This window comes from Stenotrophomonas sp. BR163 (assembly GCF_047520985.2).
Taxonomy (GTDB): Bacteria; Pseudomonadota; Gammaproteobacteria; order Xanthomonadales; family Xanthomonadaceae; genus Stenotrophomonas; species Stenotrophomonas sepilia.
On the sequence record NZ_JAXBRE020000004.1, the window covers coordinates 86,222 to 109,679 of the forward strand.

21 protein-coding genes are annotated in these 23,458 nt (G+C 66.3%); 10 read left to right on the forward strand and 11 right to left on the reverse strand.

Features of this window, described 5'->3' with window-relative positions; genetic code table 11:
• Window positions 1–70 precede the first annotated feature (70 nt).
• Window positions 71–1,093, forward strand: coding sequence for an L-threonine 3-dehydrogenase (gene tdh / locus ACM0PY_RS04660; protein WP_005415442.1), 1,023 nt, complete (start codon window positions 71–73; stop codon window positions 1,091–1,093).
• 184 nt (window positions 1,094–1,277) lie between these two features.
• On the opposite strand, the gene ACM0PY_RS04665 is transcribed toward tdh, so the two are convergent.
• Window positions 1,278–1,973, reverse strand: a complete 696-nt coding sequence (locus tag ACM0PY_RS04665) for a TorF family putative porin (protein WP_134972563.1) — start codon at window positions 1,971–1,973, stop codon at window positions 1,278–1,280.
• Between the two features lie 200 nt (window positions 1,974–2,173).
• Between ACM0PY_RS04665 and kbl the strand changes: the two genes are divergently transcribed.
• On the forward strand, window positions 2,174–3,382 hold the full coding sequence (kbl, locus tag ACM0PY_RS04670; protein WP_041863091.1) for a glycine C-acetyltransferase: 1,209 nt from the start codon (window positions 2,174–2,176) through the stop codon (window positions 3,380–3,382).
• Between the two features lie 127 nt (window positions 3,383–3,509).
• Here kbl and ACM0PY_RS04675 read toward each other — a convergent pair whose 3' ends face one another.
• From ACM0PY_RS04675 to ACM0PY_RS04690, 4 genes are all read right to left on the reverse strand, one after another.
• Window positions 3,510–3,842, reverse strand: a complete 333-nt coding sequence (locus ACM0PY_RS04675) for a hypothetical protein (protein ID WP_180885823.1) — start codon at window positions 3,840–3,842, stop codon at window positions 3,510–3,512.
• Window positions 3,843–3,926: 84 nt separating this feature from the next.
• Window positions 3,927–4,733 carry a pseudouridine synthase gene (locus ACM0PY_RS04680; protein WP_072169152.1) on the reverse strand — a complete coding sequence of 269 codons (807 nt, stop codon included), beginning with the start codon at window positions 4,731–4,733 and terminating at the stop codon, window positions 3,927–3,929.
• A gap of 20 nt (window positions 4,734–4,753) precedes the next feature.
• Window positions 4,754–5,260, reverse strand: coding sequence for a hypothetical protein (locus ACM0PY_RS04685; RefSeq protein WP_005408235.1), 507 nt, complete (start codon window positions 5,258–5,260; stop codon window positions 4,754–4,756).
• A 218-nt stretch (window positions 5,261–5,478) separates the two neighbouring features.
• Window positions 5,479–6,570 carry an OmpA family protein gene (locus ACM0PY_RS04690; protein WP_049416163.1) on the reverse strand — a complete coding sequence of 364 codons (1,092 nt, stop codon included), beginning with the start codon at window positions 6,568–6,570 and terminating at the stop codon, window positions 5,479–5,481.
• A gap of 357 nt (window positions 6,571–6,927) precedes the next feature.
• Between ACM0PY_RS04690 and ACM0PY_RS04695 the strand changes: the two genes are divergently transcribed.
• From ACM0PY_RS04695 to ACM0PY_RS04715, 5 genes are all read left to right on the forward strand, one after another.
• On the forward strand, window positions 6,928–7,947 hold the full coding sequence (locus ACM0PY_RS04695; protein ID WP_180885825.1) for a zinc-binding alcohol dehydrogenase family protein: 1,020 nt from the start codon (window positions 6,928–6,930) through the stop codon (window positions 7,945–7,947).
• A gap of 196 nt (window positions 7,948–8,143) precedes the next feature.
• Window positions 8,144–8,776, forward strand: a complete 633-nt coding sequence (gene yczE / locus ACM0PY_RS04700; protein WP_061480599.1) for a membrane protein YczE — start codon at window positions 8,144–8,146, stop codon at window positions 8,774–8,776.
• Window positions 8,777–8,905: 129 nt separating this feature from the next.
• Window positions 8,906–10,936, forward strand: coding sequence for an NADPH-dependent 2,4-dienoyl-CoA reductase (locus ACM0PY_RS04705; RefSeq protein WP_180885827.1), 2,031 nt, complete (start codon window positions 8,906–8,908; stop codon window positions 10,934–10,936).
• A gap of 299 nt (window positions 10,937–11,235) precedes the next feature.
• Window positions 11,236–11,694: a cell wall hydrolase gene (locus tag ACM0PY_RS04710; protein ID WP_004154513.1), complete on the forward strand. Its 459-nt coding sequence runs from the start codon at window positions 11,236–11,238 to the stop codon at window positions 11,692–11,694.
• Window positions 11,695–11,778: 84 nt separating this feature from the next.
• The gene (locus tag ACM0PY_RS04715; RefSeq protein ID WP_019659563.1) at window positions 11,779–12,390 is read left to right on the forward strand and encodes a glutathione S-transferase N-terminal domain-containing protein; all 612 of its coding nucleotides are present in this window, start codon (window positions 11,779–11,781) and stop codon (window positions 12,388–12,390) included.
• 123 nt (window positions 12,391–12,513) lie between these two features.
• On the opposite strand, the gene ACM0PY_RS04720 is transcribed toward ACM0PY_RS04715, so the two are convergent.
• The 6 genes from ACM0PY_RS04720 to ACM0PY_RS04745 form a co-directional block, all read right to left on the reverse strand.
• Entirely contained in the window at window positions 12,514–13,569 is a 1,056-nt protein-coding gene (locus ACM0PY_RS04720) for a suppressor of fused domain protein (RefSeq protein ID WP_061480596.1), read from the reverse strand.
• Window positions 13,570–13,615: 46 nt separating this feature from the next.
• Window positions 13,616–14,119 carry a hypothetical protein gene (locus tag ACM0PY_RS04725; protein ID WP_005415431.1) on the reverse strand — a complete coding sequence of 168 codons (504 nt, stop codon included), beginning with the start codon at window positions 14,117–14,119 and terminating at the stop codon, window positions 13,616–13,618.
• A 214-nt stretch (window positions 14,120–14,333) separates the two neighbouring features.
• The gene (gene prpE / locus ACM0PY_RS04730; RefSeq protein ID WP_180885829.1) at window positions 14,334–16,214 is read right to left on the reverse strand and encodes a propionate--CoA ligase; all 1,881 of its coding nucleotides are present in this window, start codon (window positions 16,212–16,214) and stop codon (window positions 14,334–14,336) included.
• A gap of 641 nt (window positions 16,215–16,855) precedes the next feature.
• The gene (locus tag ACM0PY_RS04735; protein ID WP_134971660.1) at window positions 16,856–17,470 is read right to left on the reverse strand and encodes an RluA family pseudouridine synthase; all 615 of its coding nucleotides are present in this window, start codon (window positions 17,468–17,470) and stop codon (window positions 16,856–16,858) included.
• Between the two features lie 122 nt (window positions 17,471–17,592).
• On the reverse strand, window positions 17,593–18,579 hold the full coding sequence (locus ACM0PY_RS04740) for a malate dehydrogenase (RefSeq protein WP_134971658.1): 987 nt from the start codon (window positions 18,577–18,579) through the stop codon (window positions 17,593–17,595).
• Between the two features lie 118 nt (window positions 18,580–18,697).
• A complete protein-coding gene (locus tag ACM0PY_RS04745; RefSeq protein WP_005408225.1) occupies window positions 18,698–19,189 on the reverse strand; it encodes a peptidylprolyl isomerase in 492 nt (163 codons plus the stop codon).
• Between the two features lie 270 nt (window positions 19,190–19,459).
• Between ACM0PY_RS04745 and typA the strand changes: the two genes are divergently transcribed.
• Genes typA through ACM0PY_RS04760 form a run of 3 tightly spaced genes read left to right on the forward strand, consistent with a single transcriptional unit; the run spans window position 19,460 to window position 23,450 of the window.
• Window positions 19,460–21,307, forward strand: a complete 1,848-nt coding sequence (typA, locus tag ACM0PY_RS04750; RefSeq protein WP_061480552.1) for a translational GTPase TypA — start codon at window positions 19,460–19,462, stop codon at window positions 21,305–21,307.
• 11 nt (window positions 21,308–21,318) lie between these two features.
• Window positions 21,319–21,786 (forward strand): DUF2127 domain-containing protein, encoded by a 468-nt coding sequence (locus ACM0PY_RS04755; RefSeq protein WP_005415426.1) that lies wholly within the window; start codon window positions 21,319–21,321, stop codon window positions 21,784–21,786.
• 41 nt (window positions 21,787–21,827) lie between these two features.
• Window positions 21,828–23,450: an amidase gene (locus tag ACM0PY_RS04760; RefSeq protein WP_134971654.1), complete on the forward strand. Its 1,623-nt coding sequence runs from the start codon at window positions 21,828–21,830 to the stop codon at window positions 23,448–23,450.
• Window positions 23,451–23,458 lie beyond the last annotated feature (8 nt).

Consider the following 23,458-nt stretch of genomic DNA (forward strand, 5'->3'; position numbering starts at 1 on the left):
GAAATCCGCGCGGCACCCTATAATCCGCGCTTTCCCCCTGATGAGTTCCACCCCGATGGCGCAGCAAACGATGAAGGCCCTGGTCAAGCGCGAAGCAGCCAAGGGCATCTGGATGGAAGAGGTTCCGGTGCCGACTCCGGGCCCCAACCAGGTGTTGATCAAGCTCGAGAAGACCGCAATCTGCGGTACCGACCTGCACATCTACCTGTGGGACGAGTGGAGCCAGCGCACGATCAAGCCGGGCCTGACCATCGGCCATGAATTCGTCGGCCGCATTGCCGAAATCGGCCCGGGCGTGACCGGCTACGAGATCGGCCAGCGCGTCTCGGCCGAAGGCCACATCGTCTGCGGCCACTGCCGCAACTGCCGTGGCGGCCGCCCGCACCTGTGCCCGAACACCGTCGGCATCGGCGTCAACGTCAATGGTGCCTTTGCCGAATACATGGTGATGCCGGCCAGCAACCTGTGGCCGATCCCGGACCAGATCCCATCGGAGCTGGCCGCGTTCTTCGACCCATACGGCAACGCTGCGCACTGCGCACTGGAATTCGACGTGATCGGTGAGGACGTGCTGATCACCGGCGCTGGTCCGATCGGCATCATCGCCGCCGGCATCTGCAAGCACATCGGTGCGCGCAACGTGGTGGTGACCGACGTCAACGACTTCCGCCTGAAGCTGGCCGCCGACATGGGTGCCACCCGCGTGGTCAACGTCGCCAACCAGTCGCTGAAGGACGTGATGAAGGAACTGCACATGGAGGGCTTCGATGTGGGCCTGGAAATGAGCGGCAACCCGCGTGCGTTCAACGACATGCTCGACTGCATGTACCACGGTGGCAAGATCGCCATGCTGGGCATCATGCCCAAGGGTGCCGGCTGCGACTGGGACAAGATCATCTTCAAGGGCCTGACCGTGCAAGGCATCTACGGCCGCAAGATGTATGAGACCTGGTACAAGATGACCCAGCTGGTGCTGTCCGGCTTCCCGCTCGGCAAGGTGATGACCCACCAGCTGCCGATCGACGACTTCCAGAAGGGCTTCGACCTGATGGAAGAAGGCAAGGCCGGCAAGGTCGTGCTCAGCTGGAATTGACCCGAAGGGTCAATTCCCCCGCATGTTTCCTTATCCCCGCGCCTTTGGCGCGCCCCCTTGAACAACAAGGGGCTCTTCCCCGGATGGGATCAATAACACTGCGGAATTGAAAAAGGCGCCCGATGGGCGCCTTTTTCGCAATGCGTGCCAGGCAAGCCTGGCACCTACCGTAACGCCTGCGGCGTTACTTGCCGACGGCCACGGTCAGCAGCACGCGGCTGTGTGCCAGCTTGCCGGAGTTGTCGCGGCCGTTGCCGTCGGTGCCGTAGTAGCCGAGGCCGACGTTGAACAGGCCGAACTGGCGTTCGACGCCGACGTTCCAGTCGGTGTAGTCCTTGGCGATGCCGTCCTCGAAGGTGCTGCGGCCGACGTTGGCATTCAGGGTGAAGTCCTTCGGCAGGCCCCAGCTGCCGCCCAGGCCGAAGTACCAGCCATCGGTGCTGCTGTTCCAGACATCGTTGGTGTAGGCCACCGTCAGCTTGTAGGTCTCATCCAGCGTGGTGGTGGTGATCAGCTCGTTGTAGTTCAGCTCGCTGGCACCGAGGTAGGTGTAGCGGTTCAGCAGCGCGTCGAAATTGACGCGGGGCGTGACGTCAACGCCGTAGCCGATCTGGTAGTCCACCTCGGTGCTCGGGTCGCCCGGACCGAAGTCGACGCCCGAACCCCAGACACCGGCATACAGGCCGACCGGCGAGGTGTAGGTGAAACCGGCCTGCAGGGTCGGCTTTTCGTCGGTCTGCGAGACACCACGGAACAGGTAATCGGAAACGGCGGTGACGTTCCAGCTGTACGGCGATTCGTTTTCCTGCGCACTGGCGGTGAACGGGGCGGCCATGGACAGGGCAGCGGCAATGGCGAGGCAGGCACGGGCGTGCTTCATGAGCGTCTCCGGTGGGGGCGGTGGCGTGGCGCGGAAGGCGGGAGCGGCCGGAACGGGACAGCTCCGGTTCACGAATTTTTAACCCGTTTGCTATTGCGATGCAACATGTGCCGGCCGTGGCGATGCCCCGCCCGGGCCGGTTGGCAAGCGGCGATGCCCGGTAGAATCAGCGGTTTCCCGTTCAGAGCCGTGCCCACGCCATGACCGACGTCTCCTCCGCCCTGACCCGCCACTACGCCGAGGAACTGGACGCCATCCGCGCCCAGGGCCTGTTCAAGTCCGAGCGGATCATCACCAGCCCGCAGTCGGCCGAGATCACCCTCGACGACGGCCGCAAGGTGCTGAACTTCTGTGCCAACAACTACCTGGGACTGGCCGACCATCCGGACCTGATCCAGGCCGCCAAGGACGCACTCGATACCCACGGCTTCGGCATGGCCTCGGTGCGCTTCATCTGCGGCACGCAGGACCTGCACAAGCAGCTGGAAAAGCAGATCGCCGACTTCTTCGGCAAGCAGGACACCATCCTGTACGCGGCCTGCTTCGATGCCAACGGCGGCCTGTTCGAGCCGCTGCTTGGCGAGAACGACGCGATCATTTCCGATGCACTGAACCATGCTTCGATCATCGACGGCGTGCGTCTGTGCAAGGCCAAGCGCTTCCGCTACGCCAACTGTGACATGGCCGATCTGGAAGCCCAGCTGCAGGCCGCCGATGCCGCCGGCTGCAAGACCAAGCTGATCACCACCGACGGCGTGTTCTCGATGGACGGCTTCATCGCGCCGCTGGACGAGATCACCGCGCTGGCAAAGAAGTACAACGCCCTGGTACACATCGACGAATGCCATGCCACCGGCTTCCTCGGTGCCACCGGCCGCGGCTCGGCCGAGGTCAAGGGCGTGCTGGAGAAGATCGACATCATCACTGGCACTCTGGGCAAGGCCATGGGTGGCGCACTGGGCGGCTTCACCTGCGCCAGCGCCGAGGTGATCGAACTGCTGCGCCAGCGCTCGCGCCCGTACCTGTTCTCCAACTCGCTGCCGCCGCACGTGGTGGCCGCCGGCATCAAGGCGTTCGAAATGCTGGCGGCCGCTGACGACCTGCGCAGCACCCTGGCCGAGAACACCGCCTACTTCCGCGAAAAGATGACCGCCGCCGGTTTCGACGTGAAGCCGGGCGTGCATCCGATCAGCCCGGTGATGCTGTATGACGCACCGTTGGCGCAGAAGTTCGCCGAGCGCCTGCTGGAAGAAGGCATCTACGCCATCGGCTTCTTCTTCCCGGTGGTGCCCAAGGGCCAGGCCCGCATCCGTACCCAGATCAGCGCCGCGCACAGCCGCGAGCACCTGGACCGGGCAATCGACGCCTTCACCCGCATCGGTGTCGAACTGGGCGTGGTCAAGGGCTGATCACGGCCGGGGTCGGATCCCTTTCCGCAGGAAAGGGCTTTGACCCCGCACGGTCAAAGCGTGCCGACCAAGGTCGGCACCTACCGGAGCCTGATGACGTGCCGACCAAGGTCGGCACCCACTGGCGTCACTTCTTTTTCTTCTTGCCCTTCGGCTCTTCCTTGCTGGCCACCACCACCGGCTTGGCAGCGTCCTGGCCATTGCCCTTGGCAACGCGGATGCCGTTGGCCTTCATCCAGGCATCGAACTCATCGGCGGTCATCTTCTTGTCGCCGTTGCTCATCAGGAAGCGGTAACTGCCGCGACCATCCAGCTCCGGGGTTTTCACTTCCACCACCGGGGTCTCGGCAGGCGTTTCCGCCTTGGCCACCTTCTTGTGGCCGCCGCAGGCGGCCAGCAGCACCATCGGCAGCAGCAGGCCTGCACAGCGCAGGGTTTGATTGAGGGTCGGGTGGTACATGGCAGGCTCCGTTCGGGAAAGTCGACAGCCAGGCGCCCCCTACGCCTGGAACGGCGGCCGGCAACTGCCGGCCACGGGCGATGATCAGCCCGGTGCAGCGGCCCCCAGCCGCTGCTGGTCGCTGACCTGCAGAACCCGCCACTGGCCCTTGCCGAGATCGCCGAGCAGCAGCCCACCGATCGCGACCCGGACCAGGCGCAGCACCTGCAGGTCGAAGGCCGCCAACAGGCGGCGGATATGGCGGTTGCGGCCCTCGTCGAGGACCACCTCCAGCCATGCGGTCTTGTCGCCACTGCGCAGTACGCGCACGGCACAGGCGGCGAGGAGCTCGCCCGCGTCTTCGACACCGGCGCGCAGCGCGGCCAGGGTGTCCTCATCGGGCAGACGATCCACCTGCACGTGATAGGTCTTCTGCGGGCCGGTCTCCGGATCGGTCAGGTGCGCCGCCCACTGCGGATCATTGCTGAACAACAGCAAGCCTTCGCTGGCCTTGTCCAGGCGCCCGACCGGCGCGATCCACGGCAGGCCGGCACCATCGAAGCAGCGATAAACGGTGTCGCGACCACGCTCGTCCTGCGCCGTGGTGACCACCCCGCGCGGCTTGTTGAGCATCAGGTACAGGCGCTGCGGCGCCCCCATCGGCTGGCCGTCGACCTCGATCGGCGGGGGCGGACTGGCAATCGGGAACTCGGGATCACGAACGATGCGGCCGGACACGCGCACGCGGCCCTCGGCGATCCAGCGCGCGGCCTCGCTGCGCGAGCACACGCCGGCCTTGGACAGTATGCGCGCCAGGCCATGGCGCACGCCACTGGTGACATTCGGAGTCGCACGCCCACGCGGTGCGCGGGAGCGGGCGGCGGGGGCGGCAGGTGGGCGGCGCGTGCGCAAGCCTCTGCTCCCCGCGGCGCTTACTTCTTGTCGACCGGCTTGGTCTCAGCCGGTGCTTCGGCCGGGGCCGGAGTGGCGGCCGGAGCCGGACGCGCCTTGACCACGCGAACACCGCGCGCCTTCATCCAGGCGTCGAACTCTTCGGCGGTCATGCGCTTGCCGTTCTGGCTCATGTCGAAGCGCCAGGGCGTGTTGTCGAATTCGGTCTGCGGCTTATAGGCCGCCGGATCGTTCGGCTTCACCGCCGGTGCGCTCGGAATGGCCTTGGCGATGTTCTGGCAGCCGTCGATGCGCAGGCGCTGCAGCACCTGGTCCAGCGACTGCGACGGATCGTAGTTGCTGCTCAGCACACCGGCCGGCATGCCCAGCTGGTTGCCACGGATGTACAGCTCGTCGGCCACCGGCGCGATGGTCGTGGCCGGCAACGGCAGCGGCGAGGCGCTGGTGTTGACCGAGCAATCGACCGCAGCGTGGGCGGCGGGAACCAGGGCCAGCGCCAGGACGGCGGCCGATGCAGAGCGCAGCATGAGGGGCATCCACGGAAGGAAGTGACGCGGCGAGTTTAGCAATGCCGCGTCAGCTTTCAAGCGCCACTTTCAATGAATACGACAACTTGTTGGTTTTACGGGCAAAAGACCGACGAACGGTTGTGTTGCCGCGTCACAGGCGAGCTTCCTGGCCGCAGAAACAACAAGACCCGGCCGAAGCCGGGTCCTGCTGTGTCCTACGGGCAGAGCGTCAGAACTTAGTTCTGGACGTTCAGCTCGGTACGACGGTTCTTGGCGCGACCTTCCGGGTTGTCCGAACCATCCGGGTTGGTGTTCGGAGCAATCGGACGGCTCTCGCCGTAGCCGATCGGGCCGACCAGGCGACCGGCGTCAACGCCGTTCTTGGTCAGGTAGTTGTACACGGCGGTAGCACGACGCTCCGACAGCTTCTGGTTGTAAGCGTCGGTACCCTTCGAGTCGGTGTGACCGGCAACTTCAACGCGCAGATCCGGGTAACGCTTCAGGATCTCGGTGGCTTCGCTCAGGATCGCCACGGCGTCCGGACGCAGGTTCGACTTGTCGAAGTCGAAGTTGACGCCCTTCAGGTCGATGGAGACCGGAACCGGGCAACCGTCCGGACCGATGGTCTGACCCGGCTGCGAGTTCGGGCACTTGTCGTCGCAGTTGTTGACGCCGTCACCGTCGTCGTCCAGGTCGGCGCAGCTCGGGGCAACCGGAGCCGGAGCCGGAGCAGCCGCGACCGGAGCCGGGCCCAGCGGGATCACGACGCCGACCGAAGCCAGCACGTCGCCGAACCAGCTCTCGTCACGTGCGGCGATGCTCTGGTCGTCGAAGTCAGCGCGGTAGGCCACTTCGGCGCGGACAGCAACACGCTTCTCGAAGGTGGTCTGCAGGCCGACGCCCAGCTTGGCGGCAACATTGCCGTCCTTACGCTGGCGCGGGCCGTTGTTGTCGAGCGCAGCGTACTCTTCTTCCGACTTCTGGTAGCCCAGGCCACCGACGATGTACGGGTTCCAGCCGCGGCCTTCCTTGATGAAGTGGCGACGCAGGTCCAGCGAGACGCCGTACTGCGACCAGTTCAGGTCCTGGTTGCTGTCGAAGTTCGGGTTCTGGTAGTTCAGCTCACCGTCCAGCGACCAGTTCGGGCTGATGAACTTACCCAGGCCCAGGGTCACGAACGGAGCGTCATTGGTCAGACGGTCGCTGTCCTGGAAGTTGAAGCCGGCCGAACCGGTCAGGTACCAGCGGTCATCGAACTCCTGCGCCGAAGCTGCCTGGGCGAAAGCCAGGCCGCCCAGCAGCGCGGCAGTAAGGATCTTCTTGTTCATTGAGTACAGCTCCTATTTCGGGGGTATGAAACCGGTAGAGGCATGGGCCAGCACTAGTGCGTCGATGTTCGACAGCCGATTCAGCACGCCACCGCCGCGAACATTATGCTCAGGCGAGTGAAGGCCATGTTAACAGTCCCGTAACATGTGAAGTGTTGCGCCCGACCGTCCACCGGTCCGACGTTGAAACCCTATACAGGATGATGAAAATCCGCAAGACCCACACGCTGCAAGGGTTTGACGGGGTTTAGGCGCGAGAAGCGACATATTGCGCAACGTGCTGCATCACGCGGTTCAGCGCGTCTGAGGAAACGTGAGGAACCTTATGATGGGATCACGAACCCAGCCGGAGCCGTGATGAAAGCCGTCGCCCTGAGTCGTGAATACGCGCCCGCCCTGCGTGATGTCCTGCTGCCGCCGCCGCTGCCTCCTCGCGGCCGCGATCTGCTGGTGCGAATCGAAGCGGTTTCGGTCAACCCCGTCGATGGCAAGCAGCGGGCCGCCACCGATCCGGCCACCCTTGAGGTTCCCCGGGTGCTCGGCTGGGACGCAGCCGGCGTGGTCGAAGCCATCGGTGACGAGGCCAGCCTGTTCGCCTCCGGTGACGAGGTCTACTTCGCCGGTGACGTTACCCGACCGGGCTGCAACGCCCAGTACCAGTGGGTTGATGAGCGCCTGGTCGCCCGCAAGCCGACCACGCTCGATTTCGCTGAAGCGGCCGCGCTGCCGTTGACCACTCTCACAGCCTGGGAACTGCTGTTCCAGCGCATGCCGCTGCAGCTCGATGGCCGCCGCCACGTGGGCCAACACCTGCTGGTGATCGGCGGCGCCGGCGGCGTCGGCTCGATGGCGATCCAGCTGGCACGCCATGCCGGTTTCGAGGTGATCGCCACCGCCTCGCGCGAGGCCTCGATCGACTGGTGCCGGCAGATGGGGGCCACGCATGTGATCGACCATCGGCAGCCACTGCAGCCCCAGTTGCGGGCGCTGGGCATCGGTGCGGTGCAGGTCGCGCTCAATCTGGCCGACACCGACCACTACTGGGATGAACTGGGCCAGCTGCTGGCACCGCAGGGCCACGTCGGCCTGATCGTCGAGCCGCGGGGTGCGCTGCGCATCGGCGATCCCTACAAGGCCAAATGCATCGGCATCCACTGGGAATTCATGTTCGCGCGTTCGCGCTTCGCCACCGCCGACTGCATCGAACAGCACCGCATCCTCAGCCGTGCGGCCAGCATGATCGATGCCGGCCAGCTGCGTGGCACGCTCAAGGAGACGCTGGGCACGATCAATGCGGCCAACCTGGACATCGCGCATCAGCGCCTGGCCAGTGGGCGCACGGTAGGCAAGCTGGCGCTGGTCGGCTGGGACGACTGAGGCGGTGATGTAGAGCCGAGCCCACGCTCGGCTGCTGTGCCTGCCGCCACCCGCAGAGCACGGGCTCGGCCCTGCACAACCGCCCGCATGCAGGACCGACGCTACCTGTAGCAACGGATTGGCCGGCATCTGTATCTATGGATGATGCAGAAACAGCGATACGGTGGAAACAGATCCTCGCCCCCCCCGGACCGTCATGCCCACCGCCCTGCCCTTGCGCCTGCTGCAATTGATCACCGGCCTGTTCCTGTACGGCTTCGGCGCCTCGCTGATGATCCGTGCCGCCATCGGCGTGGCACCCTGGGATGTGCTGTCGCAGGGCATCGCTGCGCAGACGCCACTGTCATTCGGCCTGGCAACCAATGCCATCGGTGCATTGGTGCTGCTGCTGTGGTGGCCGCTGCGGCAGAAGCCGGGCGTCGGCACCGTGCTCAACGTGATGCTGATCGGCCCCTCCGCACAGTTCGGGCTGTGGCTGCTGCCGCCGGCCGTCGGCCTTGGCTGGCAGCTGGCGATGTTCTGTGGCGGCATGCTGCTGGTGGCGCTGGCCACCGGCCTGTACATCGGTGCCCGCCTTGGCCCGGGGCCACGCGATGGTCTGATGACCGGTCTGCATGCCCGTACCGGCTGGCCGATCTGGAAGGTGCGCAGCCTGATCGAAGGCAGCGTACTGCTGCTGGGCTGGTGCCTGGGCGGCAATGTCGGCCTCGGCACCCTCGCCTTCGCCCTGCTGATCGGGCCGCTGTGCGGAATGACGCTGGGCTGGTTCGGGATCGGTCGGCCCGCTCCGGTTGTGCCGGCCGCCGGCCGGCAACCGCAATCGCCCTGAGTTGACCGGAATGCCGGCCAGCGGCCGGCATTACCGTCAGACAGCGGCCAGCCCTTCCAAAGAAGCGGCCCTTGCCCCGGCCGCCGTTTCGCGGCACGCTTCGCGCTTCCGTACGCAAGCGTATCGACCATGTCGCCAGCCAACGAAAGCGCCTATCCCCACCTGTTCGCCCCGCTGGACCTGGGCTTCACCCAGCTGCGCAACCGCGTCCTGATGGGTTCGATGCACACCGGCCTGGAAGATCGCGCCCGCGACTTCCCGCGGCTGGCGGCCTACTTCGCCGAGCGCGCCGAGGGCGGCGTCGGCCTGATCGTCACCGGCGGCTTCGCGCCCAATGTGGTCGGTTGGCTGAAGCCATTCGGTGGCAAGCTGTCCTGGCCCTGGGAAGTGCGGCCGCACCGCCAGCTCACCGCCGCCGCGCACCAGCACGGCGCGAAGATCTGCCTGCAGTTGCTGCATGCCGGCCGCTATGCCTACCACCCGTTGTCGGTGGCACCGTCGAAGCTGAAGGCACCGATCAACCCGTTCACCCCGCGCGCATTGTCGGCCAGCGGCGTAGAGCGCCATATCGCCGACTACGCTCGCAGTGCCAAGCTGGCCCGCGAGGCCGGCTACGACGGCGTGGAAGTGATGGGCTCGGAGGGCTACCTCATCAACGAGTTCATCGCCCCGCGCACCAACAAGCGCGCCGATGCCTGGGGCGGCGACGCGCGCCAGCGCATGCGCTTCGCGGTCGAGATCGTGCGCCGCATCCGCGAGGCCTGCGGCCCGGACTTCATCATCATCTACCGCCTGTCACTGGTGGATCTGGTCGACGACGGCAGCGACTGGGACGAGATCGTTCAGCAGGCGCAGGCGATCGAGGCGGCTGGCGCAACGATCATCAATTCCGGCATCGGCTGGCACGAAGCGCGCATTCCGACCATCGCCACCTCGGTGCCGCGCGCGGCCTTTGCCGGCGTCACCGCCAAGCTCAAGCCGCATGTGAAGGTACCGCTGGTGGCGACCAACCGCATCAACATGCCCGACGTTGCCGAACGCATCCTGGCCGGTGGCGGCGCCGACATGGTGTCGCTGGCACGCCCGCTGCTGGCCGACCCGCAGTGGCCGAACAAGGCCCGTGCCGGCCGCGCGGAGGCGATCAACACCTGCATCGCCTGCAACCAGGCCTGCCTGGACCACGTGTTCGAGAACAAGCTGGCCAGCTGCCTGGTCAATCCGCGCGCCGCCCACGAGACCGAGCTGGTCTATCGTCCCACGGCTACGCCGAAGAAGGTTGCGGTGGTCGGTGCCGGCCCCGCCGGCCTGGCCTGCGCCACCGTCGCTGCCCAGCGTGGCCACCAGGTCACCCTGTTCGATGCCAATGATGAGATCGGCGGCCAGTTCAACGTGGCCAAGCGCATCCCCGGCAAGGAAGAGTTCCACGAGACCCTGCGCTACTTCCGCCACGCGCTGCAGGAGACCGGCGTACAGCTGCGCCTGGGTACCCGCGTCGACGCTTCCCAACTGGCTGGCTTCGACGAGGTGGTGCTGGCCACCGGCATCACCCCGCGCAAAGTCGATTTCCCCGGTGCCGATCACGACAAGGTGGTGAGCTACCTGGACGTGCTGCTGGGACGGGTCGAAGTGGGCGCCAATGCGGCGATCATCGGCGCCGGCGGCATCGGCTTCGATGTCGGCGAATTCCTCAGCCACGCCGGTGAATCCCCCTCGCTGGATCCGCAGCGCTGGATGGCCGAATGGGGCGTAGATGCCAGCTTCGAGGCACGCGGCTCGCTGGGCCGGCCCGAGGTCGAGCCGTCACCGCGGCGCTTGTGGCTGCTGCAGCGCAGCCCGGGCAAGCCGGGCGCGCGGCTGGGCAAGACCACCGGCTGGATCCATCGCGCCACACTGAAGACCAAGGGCGTGCGCATGCTCGGTGGCGTCGAGTACTTGGGGGTGGACGACGAGGGCCTGCGCATCCGCGTGGACGGCAGCGAACAGCTGCTGCCGGTCGACCATGTGGTGATCTGCGCCGGGCAGGAACCGAACCGCACGCTGCAGGCCGAACTGCAGGCCGCCGGCATCAACGCGCAGCTGATCGGCGGTGCCGACGTGGCCGCCGAACTGGACGCGAAGCGGGCAATCGACCAGGGCAGCCGGGTGGCCGCCACGCTCTGATGAGCGCCTGAATGGGGGACGGAATGTGATTTCCGTCACCTCCGTCGAACCTGAATGTCAAGCCGGGCGGTTCACGATGCGTTCGGCTATTCCCCCCTACCTTGCGCCATCTTTCCGCTCACCAGCCAGTTTCCGGTGAGCTGGCGTGGCCCCACCGATCAGTACTGATCGATTCTTTTTGGGGCTGCCCACGGGGCGGCCCCGATGGCCGCCTCCCCATGACGCCAAGTCGTACCCCGCCTCCTGTCGCCCCCGCGGCCGGAACCGGAAGGTGCGGCCCATACGGAGCAAGGAGTTATATGAAACTGGCCTGGATTCTCTGGCTGTCGCAGTTGTTGCCGCAGCCGGCCGCTGATTCACTGTGTCTGAGCACCACCGTTTACCTGGAAGCCCGCGACCAGACCCTGCGCGGCCAGCAGGCCGTCGCCGAGGTCGCCCTGCGTCGCCTTGACAGCGGCCTGTGGGGCGACTCGATGTGCCAGGTGGTCACCGCGCGCAAGCAGTTCGCACCGACCATCGTCTCCCCCGGCACCCAGCTGGGCAATGACGCGGCGTGGAGCGAAGCGATGAACGTGGCCTTCGACGCCGAGCGCAACTGGGCGCTGCCGGCCGGCGAACGCCGCGAGATCGTGCCCGGTGCCAGCCACTTCGCCGCGCTGTCCATCGCCAGCCCGAACTGGCGCAACGCCTACCAGGTGGCGACCATCGGCGATCACACCTTCTACAAGGTACAGAACCTCAAGCCGCGGCAATCGTAACGATCCGTGCTGGCGGCAGCGTTGCCGGCCGCCGCCGGGCTCTGGGATAGTGGGCGTTTCCCGCCCGCATCACCTGGAGTTCCCATGAAGCTGTACAGCAAGCCCGGTGCCTGTTCCACCGCCGATCACATCGCCCTGCAGTGGACCGGCCAGCCGTTCGAGGTTGAACTGCTGAACAAGGACACCCTGAAGGGTCCGGAATTCCTCAAGATCAATCCGGCCGGTGCCGTTCCCGCACTGGTCGACGGCGACTTCGTGCTGCTGCAGAACGCCGCGATCATGGGCTACATCGCCGACCGCTTCCCGCAGGCCGGCCTCGGCGGTGATGGCAGTCCGCGCCAGCGCGCCGAAGCCACCCGCTGGCTGGCCTTCGTCAATTCCGACGTGCACCCGGCCTTCTCGCCGCTGTTCGCGCCGGGCAAGTTCATCGCCGACGAGAGCCAGTTCGATGCGATCCGCGCCGCCGCGCACAAGCGCCTGCGTGGCCTGTTTGAGACCGCTGACAGGCAGCTGGCCGACAAGCCCTGGCTGGCCGGCTTCCGCAGCTTCGCCGACCCGTACTTCTACATCACCCTGCGCTGGGCCGCCGGTACCAAGGTTGATCTGTCCGGCCTGGACAACCTGGCCGCCTACAAGGCACGCATGGACGCCGATGCCGGCGTGCAGGCCGCGCTGAAGGCCGAAGGCCTGGCCTGAGGATGACCCGGGGGTCAGGGCCGTTTGCGTGTCGAACGGATCTGACCCCGCTGGTTGCCAAACGCGGGGTCGGATCCGCCTGTACCGCAGGCGGCTCTGACCCCATCCGTTGCATCCTCACACTCAGCCGATCTGGCGGATCACTTCGCCCTTGGCATCGCGCAGATAGGTCGGCACCACGTCGATGCGCAGCGCCTCCGTCAACGGGTAGATGCCACGTTCGGCACGCACGCCGGCCAGGGCCCGCAGCCCCGCCTCGCTCAGCGCCCAGCGCGCGCTGTCCGCCGACAGTTCGCCCACGTCACCATGCCCGGCTGGAATGAACGCCCATTGCCGCTCGCGACTGACCAGTTCCAGCGACTTTCCGTGGCGCAGGCGCAGCGGTAGCAGTTCGCACACGCTGGCGACCTGGCCCGCGCCGAGCACCAGTGTGGTGACGCCCGCCTCCTGCCGCCAGTCCAACGTCTCGACGAACAGCATGCCGGTGCTGGAGCCCTCGCGCTCGCTGCCGGCCCTCACCCGTTCGGCCAATGCCGGATCTTCCAGCAGGTTGCCGCGATGCAGGTCGCTGATCCACAGCGGCATCGCCGGCTGCAGTGCCTGCAGCACGCCACGCGTCGACCAGCGCTTGACCGCCTCCATCTCCTCATCGGTCAGCCCGACCAGCTGCAGGAACTGCAGGTGGCCATTGGCGGTGTCGCGTGCCGGCAACTGCGGGTCGGCAATGAAGGCCAAGTGGCACAACCGCGTGTCGGTCTCCAGTGCGATCGGGCCGTTCGCATTCAGATGGTGGCCATCCTCGAACACGTTGCCGCTGCCGAACACATAGCGCGCCAGGTTCTGCAGCAGGTTCATCGGCCACACCGGCGGCGTGCTGTCGGCGTTCTCAGCGGCTTCGGCAGCAAGACGGAACGTCAGCTCGAAACCATAGCCGCTGGCGGCAGCATCACTGCTCTCCTTGGCATACAGCTCGGAAAAACCGTAGGTGATGTAGTGCCAATGCGGAACCGGCGCATCCGCCCAGTACACGCTGATGCCATCCAGCGGATCCTGGCCGCCGAGCGTGTAGGGAAGCGCGGTGCCGTAGTGTCGCGGCTCCTGCCCGGCATACAGCGGCGCCAGCGCCGCATTGATCGCGTCCCAGCCGGGGGTGTCGGTGTCATCGTGGTCGTCCTGCACGCGGGACTCCTTGTGGGAAAGTGAACCGATCACTTTACGCGGTGGCTCAGGCCTGCACGACCTCTTTGCCAGCGTTTACTACGGCGGACTGGGTTTCCTGCCACCAGCGCTGGGCCAGCGCCGGGCTGCGCGCCTTGCCCACCGCCGCCAGCAGTTCCGGGCAAAGGCGTTCCAGCGCCAGCGCATCGGTGCAGCGTTCGATCTTCAACTGCATGAAGTAGCCCTTCAGCCCCAGATGGCGCCGCACCGCCTCGCTCATCGCGTCGTACAACTGCTGGTACAGCGCCGGGTCCTGTTCGCGGCCGGTGCTGATGCCACGCGCCGGAGCGGCCTCTACGCTCCCGCCGATCACCTCGATCAGTCCCTGTGCGGCCAGCTGCTCCAGTGCATCCGGAGGTGCGCGCAGGCCATCGAACAGGCCGCGCAGTTCGGTGTCATCGCGATGGCCATCGACCATCAGCAGGATTGAACGCAGTGCCGCCGGCAGGCGCCGGCCACGGTCTTCGATTTCCTGACGGCCAGCAGCCGTCTTGGCGTGCAGCAATGCCATTGCCCCCCTCCCTTGATGCGCCATGCCAGCGTGCCGTGTGCGGGCACGCCCCCCTTATTGCCATCCCCGGGCGGCGCGCGCGTTCCCCGGCGCGCACCGCGTGTTGCAGGTCGATGACAGGCCGAGCTTAGCGCAAGTGCCGCGGGTAGTGCCGTCCGCTGGCCGGCAACCTCGGGATTGATGGGGGGGCCGGCCAGCGGCCGGCGCTACCGGATCAACGGCCCAGCGCGCGGCGGATCTCCTCCAGCGCGCTGGGGTCGTCCAGCGTCGACAGGTCGCCCGGGTCACGCTGCTCGGCCAACGCCTGCAACGAGCGCCGCAGCAGCTTGCCCGAACGGGTCTTGGGCAGTGCGTTGACCACGTGCACATGCGCCGGGCGCGCGACCGCACCAAGCGAAGTCGTCACCGTCGCCATCATCTCGGCCACCACCGGCGCCGGATCCTCGCCTTCAAGCCCCTGCTTGAGGGTGACGAACACCAGCGGCACCTGCCCCTTCAGCTCGTCCTTGACCCCGATCACGGCAGCCTCGGCCACGCGCGGGTGGCTGGAGATGGCCTCCTCGATCTCGCGCGTACCCAGACGATGCCCGGCCACGTTGATCACATCGTCGGTACGGCCGAGGATGAAGGTATAGCCATCGTCATCGCGGATCGCCCAGTCCAGCGAGCTGTACAGCAGTTCCTTGAAGTGGCTGAAGTAGCTCTGCAGGAAACGGCTGTCGTCGTTCCACACCGTGCTCATGCAACCCGGCGGCAAGGGCGGCGACACCACCAGCACGCCCTTCTGCCCCGGCGCCACTTCCTCGCCGGTGTTCTCGTCGATCACCTTCATCCGATAGCCTAGATTGGGGAAGCCCGGTGAACCGAAGCGCACCGGCTTCATCTCCAGGCCCGGCAGCAGGGTCAGTGCCGGCCAGCCGGTTTCGGTCTGCCAGTAGTTGTCGATGATCGGCTTGCCCAGCGCTTCGCTGATCCAGTGCGCGGTGGGTTCGTCCAGCGGCTCGCCGGCCAGGAACAGGTACTTCAGGGCGCGCAGATCGTGGCGATGGATGAAGTCCGCGTCGTGCTTCTTCAGCACGCGGATGGCGGTGGGTGAGGAGAACATGGTGCGCACGTTGTACTGTTCGCACAGCGCCCACCAGATACCCGGGTCCGGGTTCGTCGGCAGCCCCTCGTACAGCAACGAGGTGCAGCCACCGATCAGCGGGCCGTACACGTTGTACGAGTGGCCCACCGCCCAGCCGACGTCGGAAGTGGAGAACATCACCTGGCCCGGCTTGCAGTCGAACACGGTCTCCATCGACTGCGCCATCGCCACCGCGTAACCACCGACATCGCGCTGCACGCCCTTCGGCTTGCCGGTGGTGCCGGAGGTGTACAGCAGGTAGCTCGGCTCGCTCGCTTCAAGCCACTGCACCGGCACCTCGACTTCACCAACCTGTGCACGCAGCGCGGCGTAGTCCACGTCGCGACCCGGCACGCGGGGTTCGGCGGCATCCAGCCCACGCGAGACGATCAGCACGTGTGGCGGAGGCGACGCCGCTTCGGCGCAGGCCGCGTCAACCATCGGCTTGTACGGAATCAGCTTGCCACCGCGCATGCCGGCATCCGCCGCGATCAGCAGCTTCGGCTTCGCATCGTCGATGCGCAGCGCCAGGTTGTGCGCGGCGAAGCCCCCGAACACCACCGAGTGCACCGCACCGATGCGCGCGCAGGCCAGCATCGCGAACACGGCTTCGGCCATGTTCGGCATGTAGATCACCACGCGGTCACCGTGGCCGACGCCGAGATGCTTGAGCACGGCGGCGAAGTCGTTCACTTCGCGATACAGCTGGCGATAGGTGATCTCGCGGGTGCTGTTGGTTTCGGTGGAAATCGCAACCAGCGCGAGCTGGTCGGCGCGCGTTGCCAGGTGGCGGTCGACGGCGTTGTAGCAGAGATTGGTTTCACCACCGACGAACCAGCGCCGGAACGGCGGGTTGCTGTAATCGAGCACCTGCTGCGGCGGTTTGTGCCAATGGATGCGCTTGGCTTCCTCGCCCCAGAACGCCTCCGGCTCGTCGATCGAGCGACGGTAGGTTTCCTCGTAGTTCATGACGCAGCCCTCCCAGACAAAGTCATGGGTTCGAGGATAGTCCTGCGCTGGCGCGCGGGCCGTCCTACCTTGGTAGGGGGTGGGTTTTTCATGCAGGGCTGCGCCCTGCACCTGCAGAGGCCGAAGCCGAAGCCGAAGCAACAGCAGAAGCTGGCTTACTTGGGGATGGCGGGGTGGGTCCGGTGGCGGGAGACGCCGTAAACCCGTCCGTGGGGGCTTGGCCGCGGCATCCATGCCGCGGACACTCCCGCCACCGGACCCGCCCCGCCTTCGACAGATTCCGCGATCTGTCGGAACGGCATATTGTTCTGGTAGGTGTCGACCTTGGTCGACACGGTAGATCCACGCCATGCGTGGATGATTCATTCGATATCTGACAGAAAAATCGTGTCGACCAAGGTCGACACCTACCAACAGCTGCGCGGAACAACGGCCACCGTTACCAACAGCCGAGTGAACCTGTCGAAGGCGGGGCGGTGTCGGAGTGCGGGGTGTCAGCCGCATGGATGCGGCTGCCAAGCCTCCACGGACGTACTTGCGGCGTCCCCGCACTCCGACACCGTCCCGCCAACCCACGGATAGCCCGCTTTTGACGTTGACGTTGATTCTGCGGGTGCAGTGCTGCAAGCCCTGCCGGCCCCCTAGAACGGAGTCGCGGACTCGAACGCGAGTGTTTCGCCCGTCACCGGGTGGGTGAACCGCAGGCTGCGCGCATGCAGATGTACGCGTTGCGCCGGTGCCGCGCCATACAGGACATCACCAACGATGGGATGGCCGAGGCTGGCCATGTGCAGGCGCAGCTGATGGCTGCGGCCGGTGATCGGTTCCAGCTCCACGCGGGTACGCTGCGCTTCCACATCACGCGCCATTACGCGCCAGCGCGTCAGCGCCGGCTTGCCGCGTTCGTGATCGACCGTCTGCTTCGGCCGGTTCGGCCAGTCCACAATCAGCGGCAGATCCACGTCGCCGGCATCGCCTTCAAGCAGTCCCTCCACGATCGCTTCATAGCGCTTGCCAACCCGGCGCTGCTCGAACTGCATCGACAACGCCGCCTGCATGTCCTTGCCACGCGCATGCAGCAGCAGCCCGGAAGTCACCTGGTCCAGGCGGTGCACGGTCAACGCATCCGGGTACAGCGCCTGCAGGCGCGCGACGACGCAGTCCTGGTTCTCGGCGCTGCGGCCGGGCACGGACAGCAGGCCGGCGGGCTTTTCAGCCACCAGCAGCGCGTCGTCGATGTAGTGCAGGTGGATCATGCGGTTCCAGGAGTTCCAAATGAAAACGGGGAAGCCGAAGCCTCCCCGTTTCCTGCGTACCGACCAGCGGTCGGTACCTGCCTTGATGCAAGACGTACCGACCGGAGCCGGTACCGCCTGCATCAGCCCAGCAGGTGGGCGACGCCGGCGCGCTCTTCTTCCAGCTCGGCCAGGGTCTTGTCGATGTACTTCTGGCTGAAGTCGTCGATCGGCAGATCCTTGACCAGGGTGTACTTGCCGTTCTCGGTGGTCACCGCGAAACCGAAGATCACGCCTTCCGGAATGCCGTAGGAACCGTCGGACGGCACGCCCATGGTGACCCACTTGCCGTTGCTGCCCAGCACCCAGTCACGCACGTGGTCGATGGCGGCATTGGCGGCCGAAGCGGCCGAGGACGAGCCACGGGCTTCGATGATCGCCGCGCCGCGCTTGCCGACGGTCGGGATGAACGTGTTGGCGTTCCAATCCTGGTCGTTGATCGCATCGGCGATCGAGGCGCCGTCAGCGGTGGCGAAACGGTAGTCCGGGTACATGGTCGGGCTGTGGTTGCCCCACACCACCAGCTTCTCCATGCCACCGACCGGCTTGCCCAGCTTGGCCGACAGCTGGCTCAGCGCGCGGTTGTGGTCCAGGCGCAGCATGGCGGTGAAGTTCTCCGGCTTCAGGTCCGGAGCCGACTTCATCGCGATGTAAGCATTGGTGTTGGCCGGGTTGCCGACCACCAGCACCTTCACGTCACGGCTGGCGACCTTGTTCAGCGCGGCGCCCTGGGCGGTGAAGATCTTGGCGTTCTCCAGCAGCAGGTCCTTGCGCTCCATGCCCGGGCCACGCGGACGTGCGCCGACCAGCAGGGCGATGTCGGCGTCCTTGAACGCGACTTCGGCGTCATCGGTGCCAACCATGCCGGCCAGCAGCGGGAACGCGCAGTCTTCCAGCTCCATCATCACGCCCTTCAGGGCGGCCTGGGCCTTGTCGACCGGCAGTTCCAGCAGCTGCAGGATGACCGGCTGGTCCTTGCCCAGCATTTCGCCGGAGGCGATGCGGAACAGCAGGGCATAACCGATCTGGCCGGCGGCGCCGGTCACGGCAACACGAACGGGTGCTTTCATGGGGGTTTCCTCTTGCTTGCAAGCGTTTGATGGGGCGCCGCGGGCATGGCCACGCAGGCCGGGCGGGCGGCGGGGAACAGGGAAACGGCCACCCGTGGGTGGCCGTTTCGAAAGGGGGTCAGGCGGCGAGGTGCTTGTTCCACTCCGCGACGCGGTCGGCCTGGGCGGCCAGCACGGCGTCGACGTCGCCTTCCAGGGTGATCGAATGGATCACGTCGCCCTGCTTGACCGAATCGACGATGGCCTGGCCTTCCAGGACCTTGCCGAAGACGGTGTGGCGGCCGTCCAGCCAATCGGTCTTGATGTGGGTGATGAAGAACTGGCTGCCGTTGGTGTTCGGGCCGGCGTTGGCCATCGACAGCGAGCCGACCTCGTGCTTCACGCCATTCTTCTCGTCTTCGAACTTGTAGCCCGGGCCGCCGGTGCCACGGCCCTGCGGGCAGCCGCCCTGGATCATGAAGTCGGCGATCACGCGATGGAAGATCAGGCCGTCATAGAAGCCGTGCTTGACCAGGTTCACGAAGTTGGCCACGGTCAGTGGCGCCTTGTCGGCGAACAGCTCGACCTTGATCGGGCCCTGGGTGGTGTCGAAAGTGGCGATGAGGGACATGAAGATCCTTGGTGCAAAGGGGAATGCGTCTAGCCACGTAGTTTACACCTGCCTCGTGGCGGCGGTGCCTTCGACCATCGGCGGAGCCCCCGCCTTCAGCCAGGGGAAGGGAGCCGAGGGGCCGTCCTGGCGACCTCGGCCGAAGCGGTGGACAGCCAGCTGAATGGGCCGTTTGGCCGGCGTGAAATCCACCTTTTCGCGAATCGTCAAGTTCGACGTATAATGTTGGACTTCTTTTTCCAAATCCGGCGCCGACTGGCCCCCTTTCGTATGTCCATCGAAAATCTTCGCAACATCGCCATCGTCGCCCACGTCGACCATGGCAAGACCACCCTGGTCGACCAGCTGCTGAAGCAGTCCGGCACCCTGTCCGAGCGCACCGTCCTCGCCGAGCGCGTGATGGACAGCAACGACCAGGAAAAGGAACGCGGCATCACCATCCTGGCCAAGAACACCGCCATCACCTGGGAAGACAAGAAGACCGGCATCAAGAACCGGATCAACATCGTCGACACCCCCGGCCACGCCGACTTCGGCGGTGAGGTCGAGCGCGTGCTGTCGATGGTCGACACCGTGCTGATCCTGGTCGATGCGATGGACGGCCCGATGCCGCAGACCCGCTTCGTGACCCAGAAGGCCTTCGCGATGGGCTTCAAGCCGATCGTCGTGGTCAACAAGGTCGACCGTCCGGGCGCCCGTCCGGAGTGGGTGATCGACCAGGTCTTCGACCTGTTCGACAAGCTCGGTGCCACCAACGAGCAGCTGGACTTCCCGATCGTCTACGCCTCGGGCCTGAACGGCTACGCGGGCCTGGAAGACACCGTGCGCGACGGCGACATGACCCCGCTGTACGAAGCGATCATGCAGCACGCGCCGAAGCCGGAAGTGGACCCGGAAGGCCCGTTCCAGATGCGCATCAGCCAGCTGGACTACAACAACTTCGTGGGCGTGATCGGCATCGGCCGCATCCAGCGCGGCACCCTGAAGAAGAACATGCAGGTCGCGGTCATCGACCGTGAAGGCAAGAAGCGCAACGGCAAGGTGCTGCAGGTGCTGGGCTTCATGGGCCTGGAGCGCATCGAGCAGGATTCGGCCGAGGCCGGCGACATCGTGGCCATCTCCGGCATCCAGGAGCTGACCATCTCCGACACCATCTGCGCACCGGACTTCCCGGAAGCCCTGCCTGCGCTGACCGTCGACGAGCCGACCATCTCGATGACCTTCCAGGTGAACAATTCGCCGTTCGCCGGCAACAAGGACCTGTCCGGTGGCAAGTTCCTGACCAGCCGCCAGATCAAGGACCGCCTGGACCGTGAAAAGGTCCACAACGTGGCCCTGAAGGTCGAGCAGCTGGAAGACGCCGACAAGTTCCTGGTCTCCGGCCGTGGCGAACTGCACCTGTCGGTGCTGATCGAGAACATGCGCCGCGAAGGCTACGAGCTGGCCGTGTCGCGCCCGGAAGTGATCATCAAGGAAATCGACGGCCAGCTGATGGAGCCGATCGAGCAGCTGGTGGTGGACATCGAAGAAGTCCACCAGGGCGGCGTGATGGAAAAGCTGGGCACCCGCAAGGGCCAGTTGAAGAACATGGAATCGGACGGCAAGGGCCGCGTGCGCCTGGAGTACCAGATCCCGGCCCGTGGCCTGATCGGTTTCCAGAACGAGTTCAAGACCCTGACCCAGGGTTCGGGCCTGCTGTTCCACGTGTTCGACCATTACGGTCCGAAGGAACAGGGCGCGATCGCCAAGCGCATCAACGGCGTGATGATCGCCAATGCGCCGGGCGTCACCCCCGCCTACTCGCTGGGTCCGCTGCAGGAGCGCGGCAAGCTCTTCGCTGCCGAAGGCGACAACGTGTATGAAGGTCAGCTGGTCGGCATCCACTCCAAGGACAACGACCTGACCGTCAACGCGATCAAGACCAAGCCGCTGACCAACATGCGCGCTTCCGGCAAGGACGATGCGATCCAGCTGACCCCGGCGATCAAGTACTCGCTGGAACAGGCCCTGGACTTCATCGAAGACGACGAGCTGGTCGAGATCACCCCGAAGGAGATCCGCCTGCGCAAGAAGTTCCTGACCGAGAGCGACCGCAAGAAGGCTTCGCGCGGCGGCTGAGCCAGCACCCCGTGAACCAGAGCGGCTACAACCCGGATCCACACCGGCATCCGGGTCTGCACGTCATCGCCCTGCTCGAAGCGAGCAAGGCGATGCTGGCGCTGTTGGCCGCCACCGGGCTGGAAGTGCTCGGACCGCAGCCGCTTCGGCACGGCATCATGGTCCTGATCCGGCGTTTCAGCCTGGATCCGGACCATGGCACCCTGCCCTCGCTGCTGCATATGATCAGCCCCGACGCGGTCCACCTGGCCGCGGCAGGGATGATCGGCTACGGCCTGCTGCACCTGGTCGAAGCCTGGGGCCTGTGGCGGGCCAAGGCCTGGGCCTCCTGGCTGGGCTGCCTGACTGCCTCGCTGTACCTGCCCTTCGACATCTTCGCGATCATCCGCCACCCCGGCTGGCCGTCGTGGACGATCCTGGCGATCAACCTGATCGTGGTCTACGTTCTCGCCCGCGACCTGCGCAAGCGCCACCGCTGAGCACCGGCTACACTGGGGATTGGAGCCGACCAAGCCGCCCCATGCGCCCGTCCTTGCCGCCTCTGCTGACCTGCCTGCTCGCCGCGCTGCCTGCGCTGCTTTCGGCTGGCTGCAGCCCGGCCGCGCCCAGCGCGCATGCGGCCGAACCTGCGAGCCGCAACGTGCCGTTCCCGTACGCTGAAACCGATGTTGCCGACCTGCAGGCGCGGATGACCGCCGGTGAACTGGACAGCACCACCCTGACCCAGGCCTACCTGCAGCGCATCGCCGCCCTGGATCGGGCCGGCCCCCGGCTGCGCGCGGTGATCGAGCTCAACCCCGATGCCCTGAAGGAAGCCGCGGCGCGCGACCGCGAGCGCCGCGATGGACGCCTGCGTGGCCCGCTGCACGGCATCCCGGTACTGCTGAAGGACAACATCAACGCGGCGCCGATGGCCACCAGTGCCGGCTCTCTGGCCCTGCAGGGGTTCCGCCCTGACGATGCGTATCTGGTGCGGCGCCTGCGCGAGGCCGGGGCCGTGGTGCTGGGCAAGACCAATCTCAGCGAATGGGCCAATTTCCGCGGCAACGATTCGGTGTCCGGCTGGAGCGCGCGCGGTGGCCAGACCCGCAATCCCTATCGCCTCAGCCACTCGCCTTGCGGCTCCAGCAGCGGCAGCGCGGTAGCGGTCGCCGCCAACCTGGCCAGCGTGGCGATCGGCACCGAAACCGACGGCAGCATCGTCTGCCCTGCGGCGATCAATGGCATCGTCGGCCTCAAGCCGACCGTCGGCCTGGTCAGCCGCGATGGCATCATCCCGATTTCCTTCAGCCAGGATACTGCGGGGCCGATGACACGCAGCGTCGCCGACGCTGCGGCCGTACTGACCGCAATTGCCGGCCGCGATGATGCCGACCCGGCCACCGCAACCATGCCCGGCCGTGCGGTGTACGACTACACCGCGCGGCTGGATCCGCAGGGACTGCGTGGCAAGCGCATCGGCCTGCTGCAGACGCCGCTGCTGAAATACCGCGGCATGCCGCCACTGATCGAACACGCCGCCACCGAGCTGCGCCGGGCCGGTGCCGTCGTGGTGCCGGTGGAACTGCCCAACCAGGGCGCCTGGGCCGACGCCGAACGCAAGGTACTGCTGTACGAGTTCAAGGCCGGGCTGGAGCGTTACTTCAGCGCCCACCGCGCTCCCCTGCACAGCCTGGCCGAATTGATCGCCTTCAACCGGGCGCACGGCAAGCAGGAACTGGGCCTGTTCGGCCAGGAACTGCTGGTGGAAGCTGACGCTACCGCTGGCTTGGCCGACCCCGCCTATATCCGCGCACGCAGCGATGCGCGCAGGCTGGCTGGCCCGGAAGGCATCGATGCCGCCCTCGCCGCCCACCAGCTCGACGCCCTGGTCGCGCCGACCACCGGCGTGGCGTGGCCGATCCGCAGCGAAGGCGACGACTTCCCCGGCGAGAGCTACAGCGCCGCCGCCGTCGCCGGTTATCCCAGCCTCAGCGTGCCGATGGGCCAGATCGATGGCCTGCCGGTCGGCCTGCTGTTCATGGGCACGGCCTGGAGCGAACCGAAGCTGATCGAAATGGCGTACGCCTACGAACAGCGCACCCGCGCGCGGCGGCCACCGCACTTCGGCACCGACACGCTGATCGACGCCGGCGAGCCTTGATCCGGTAG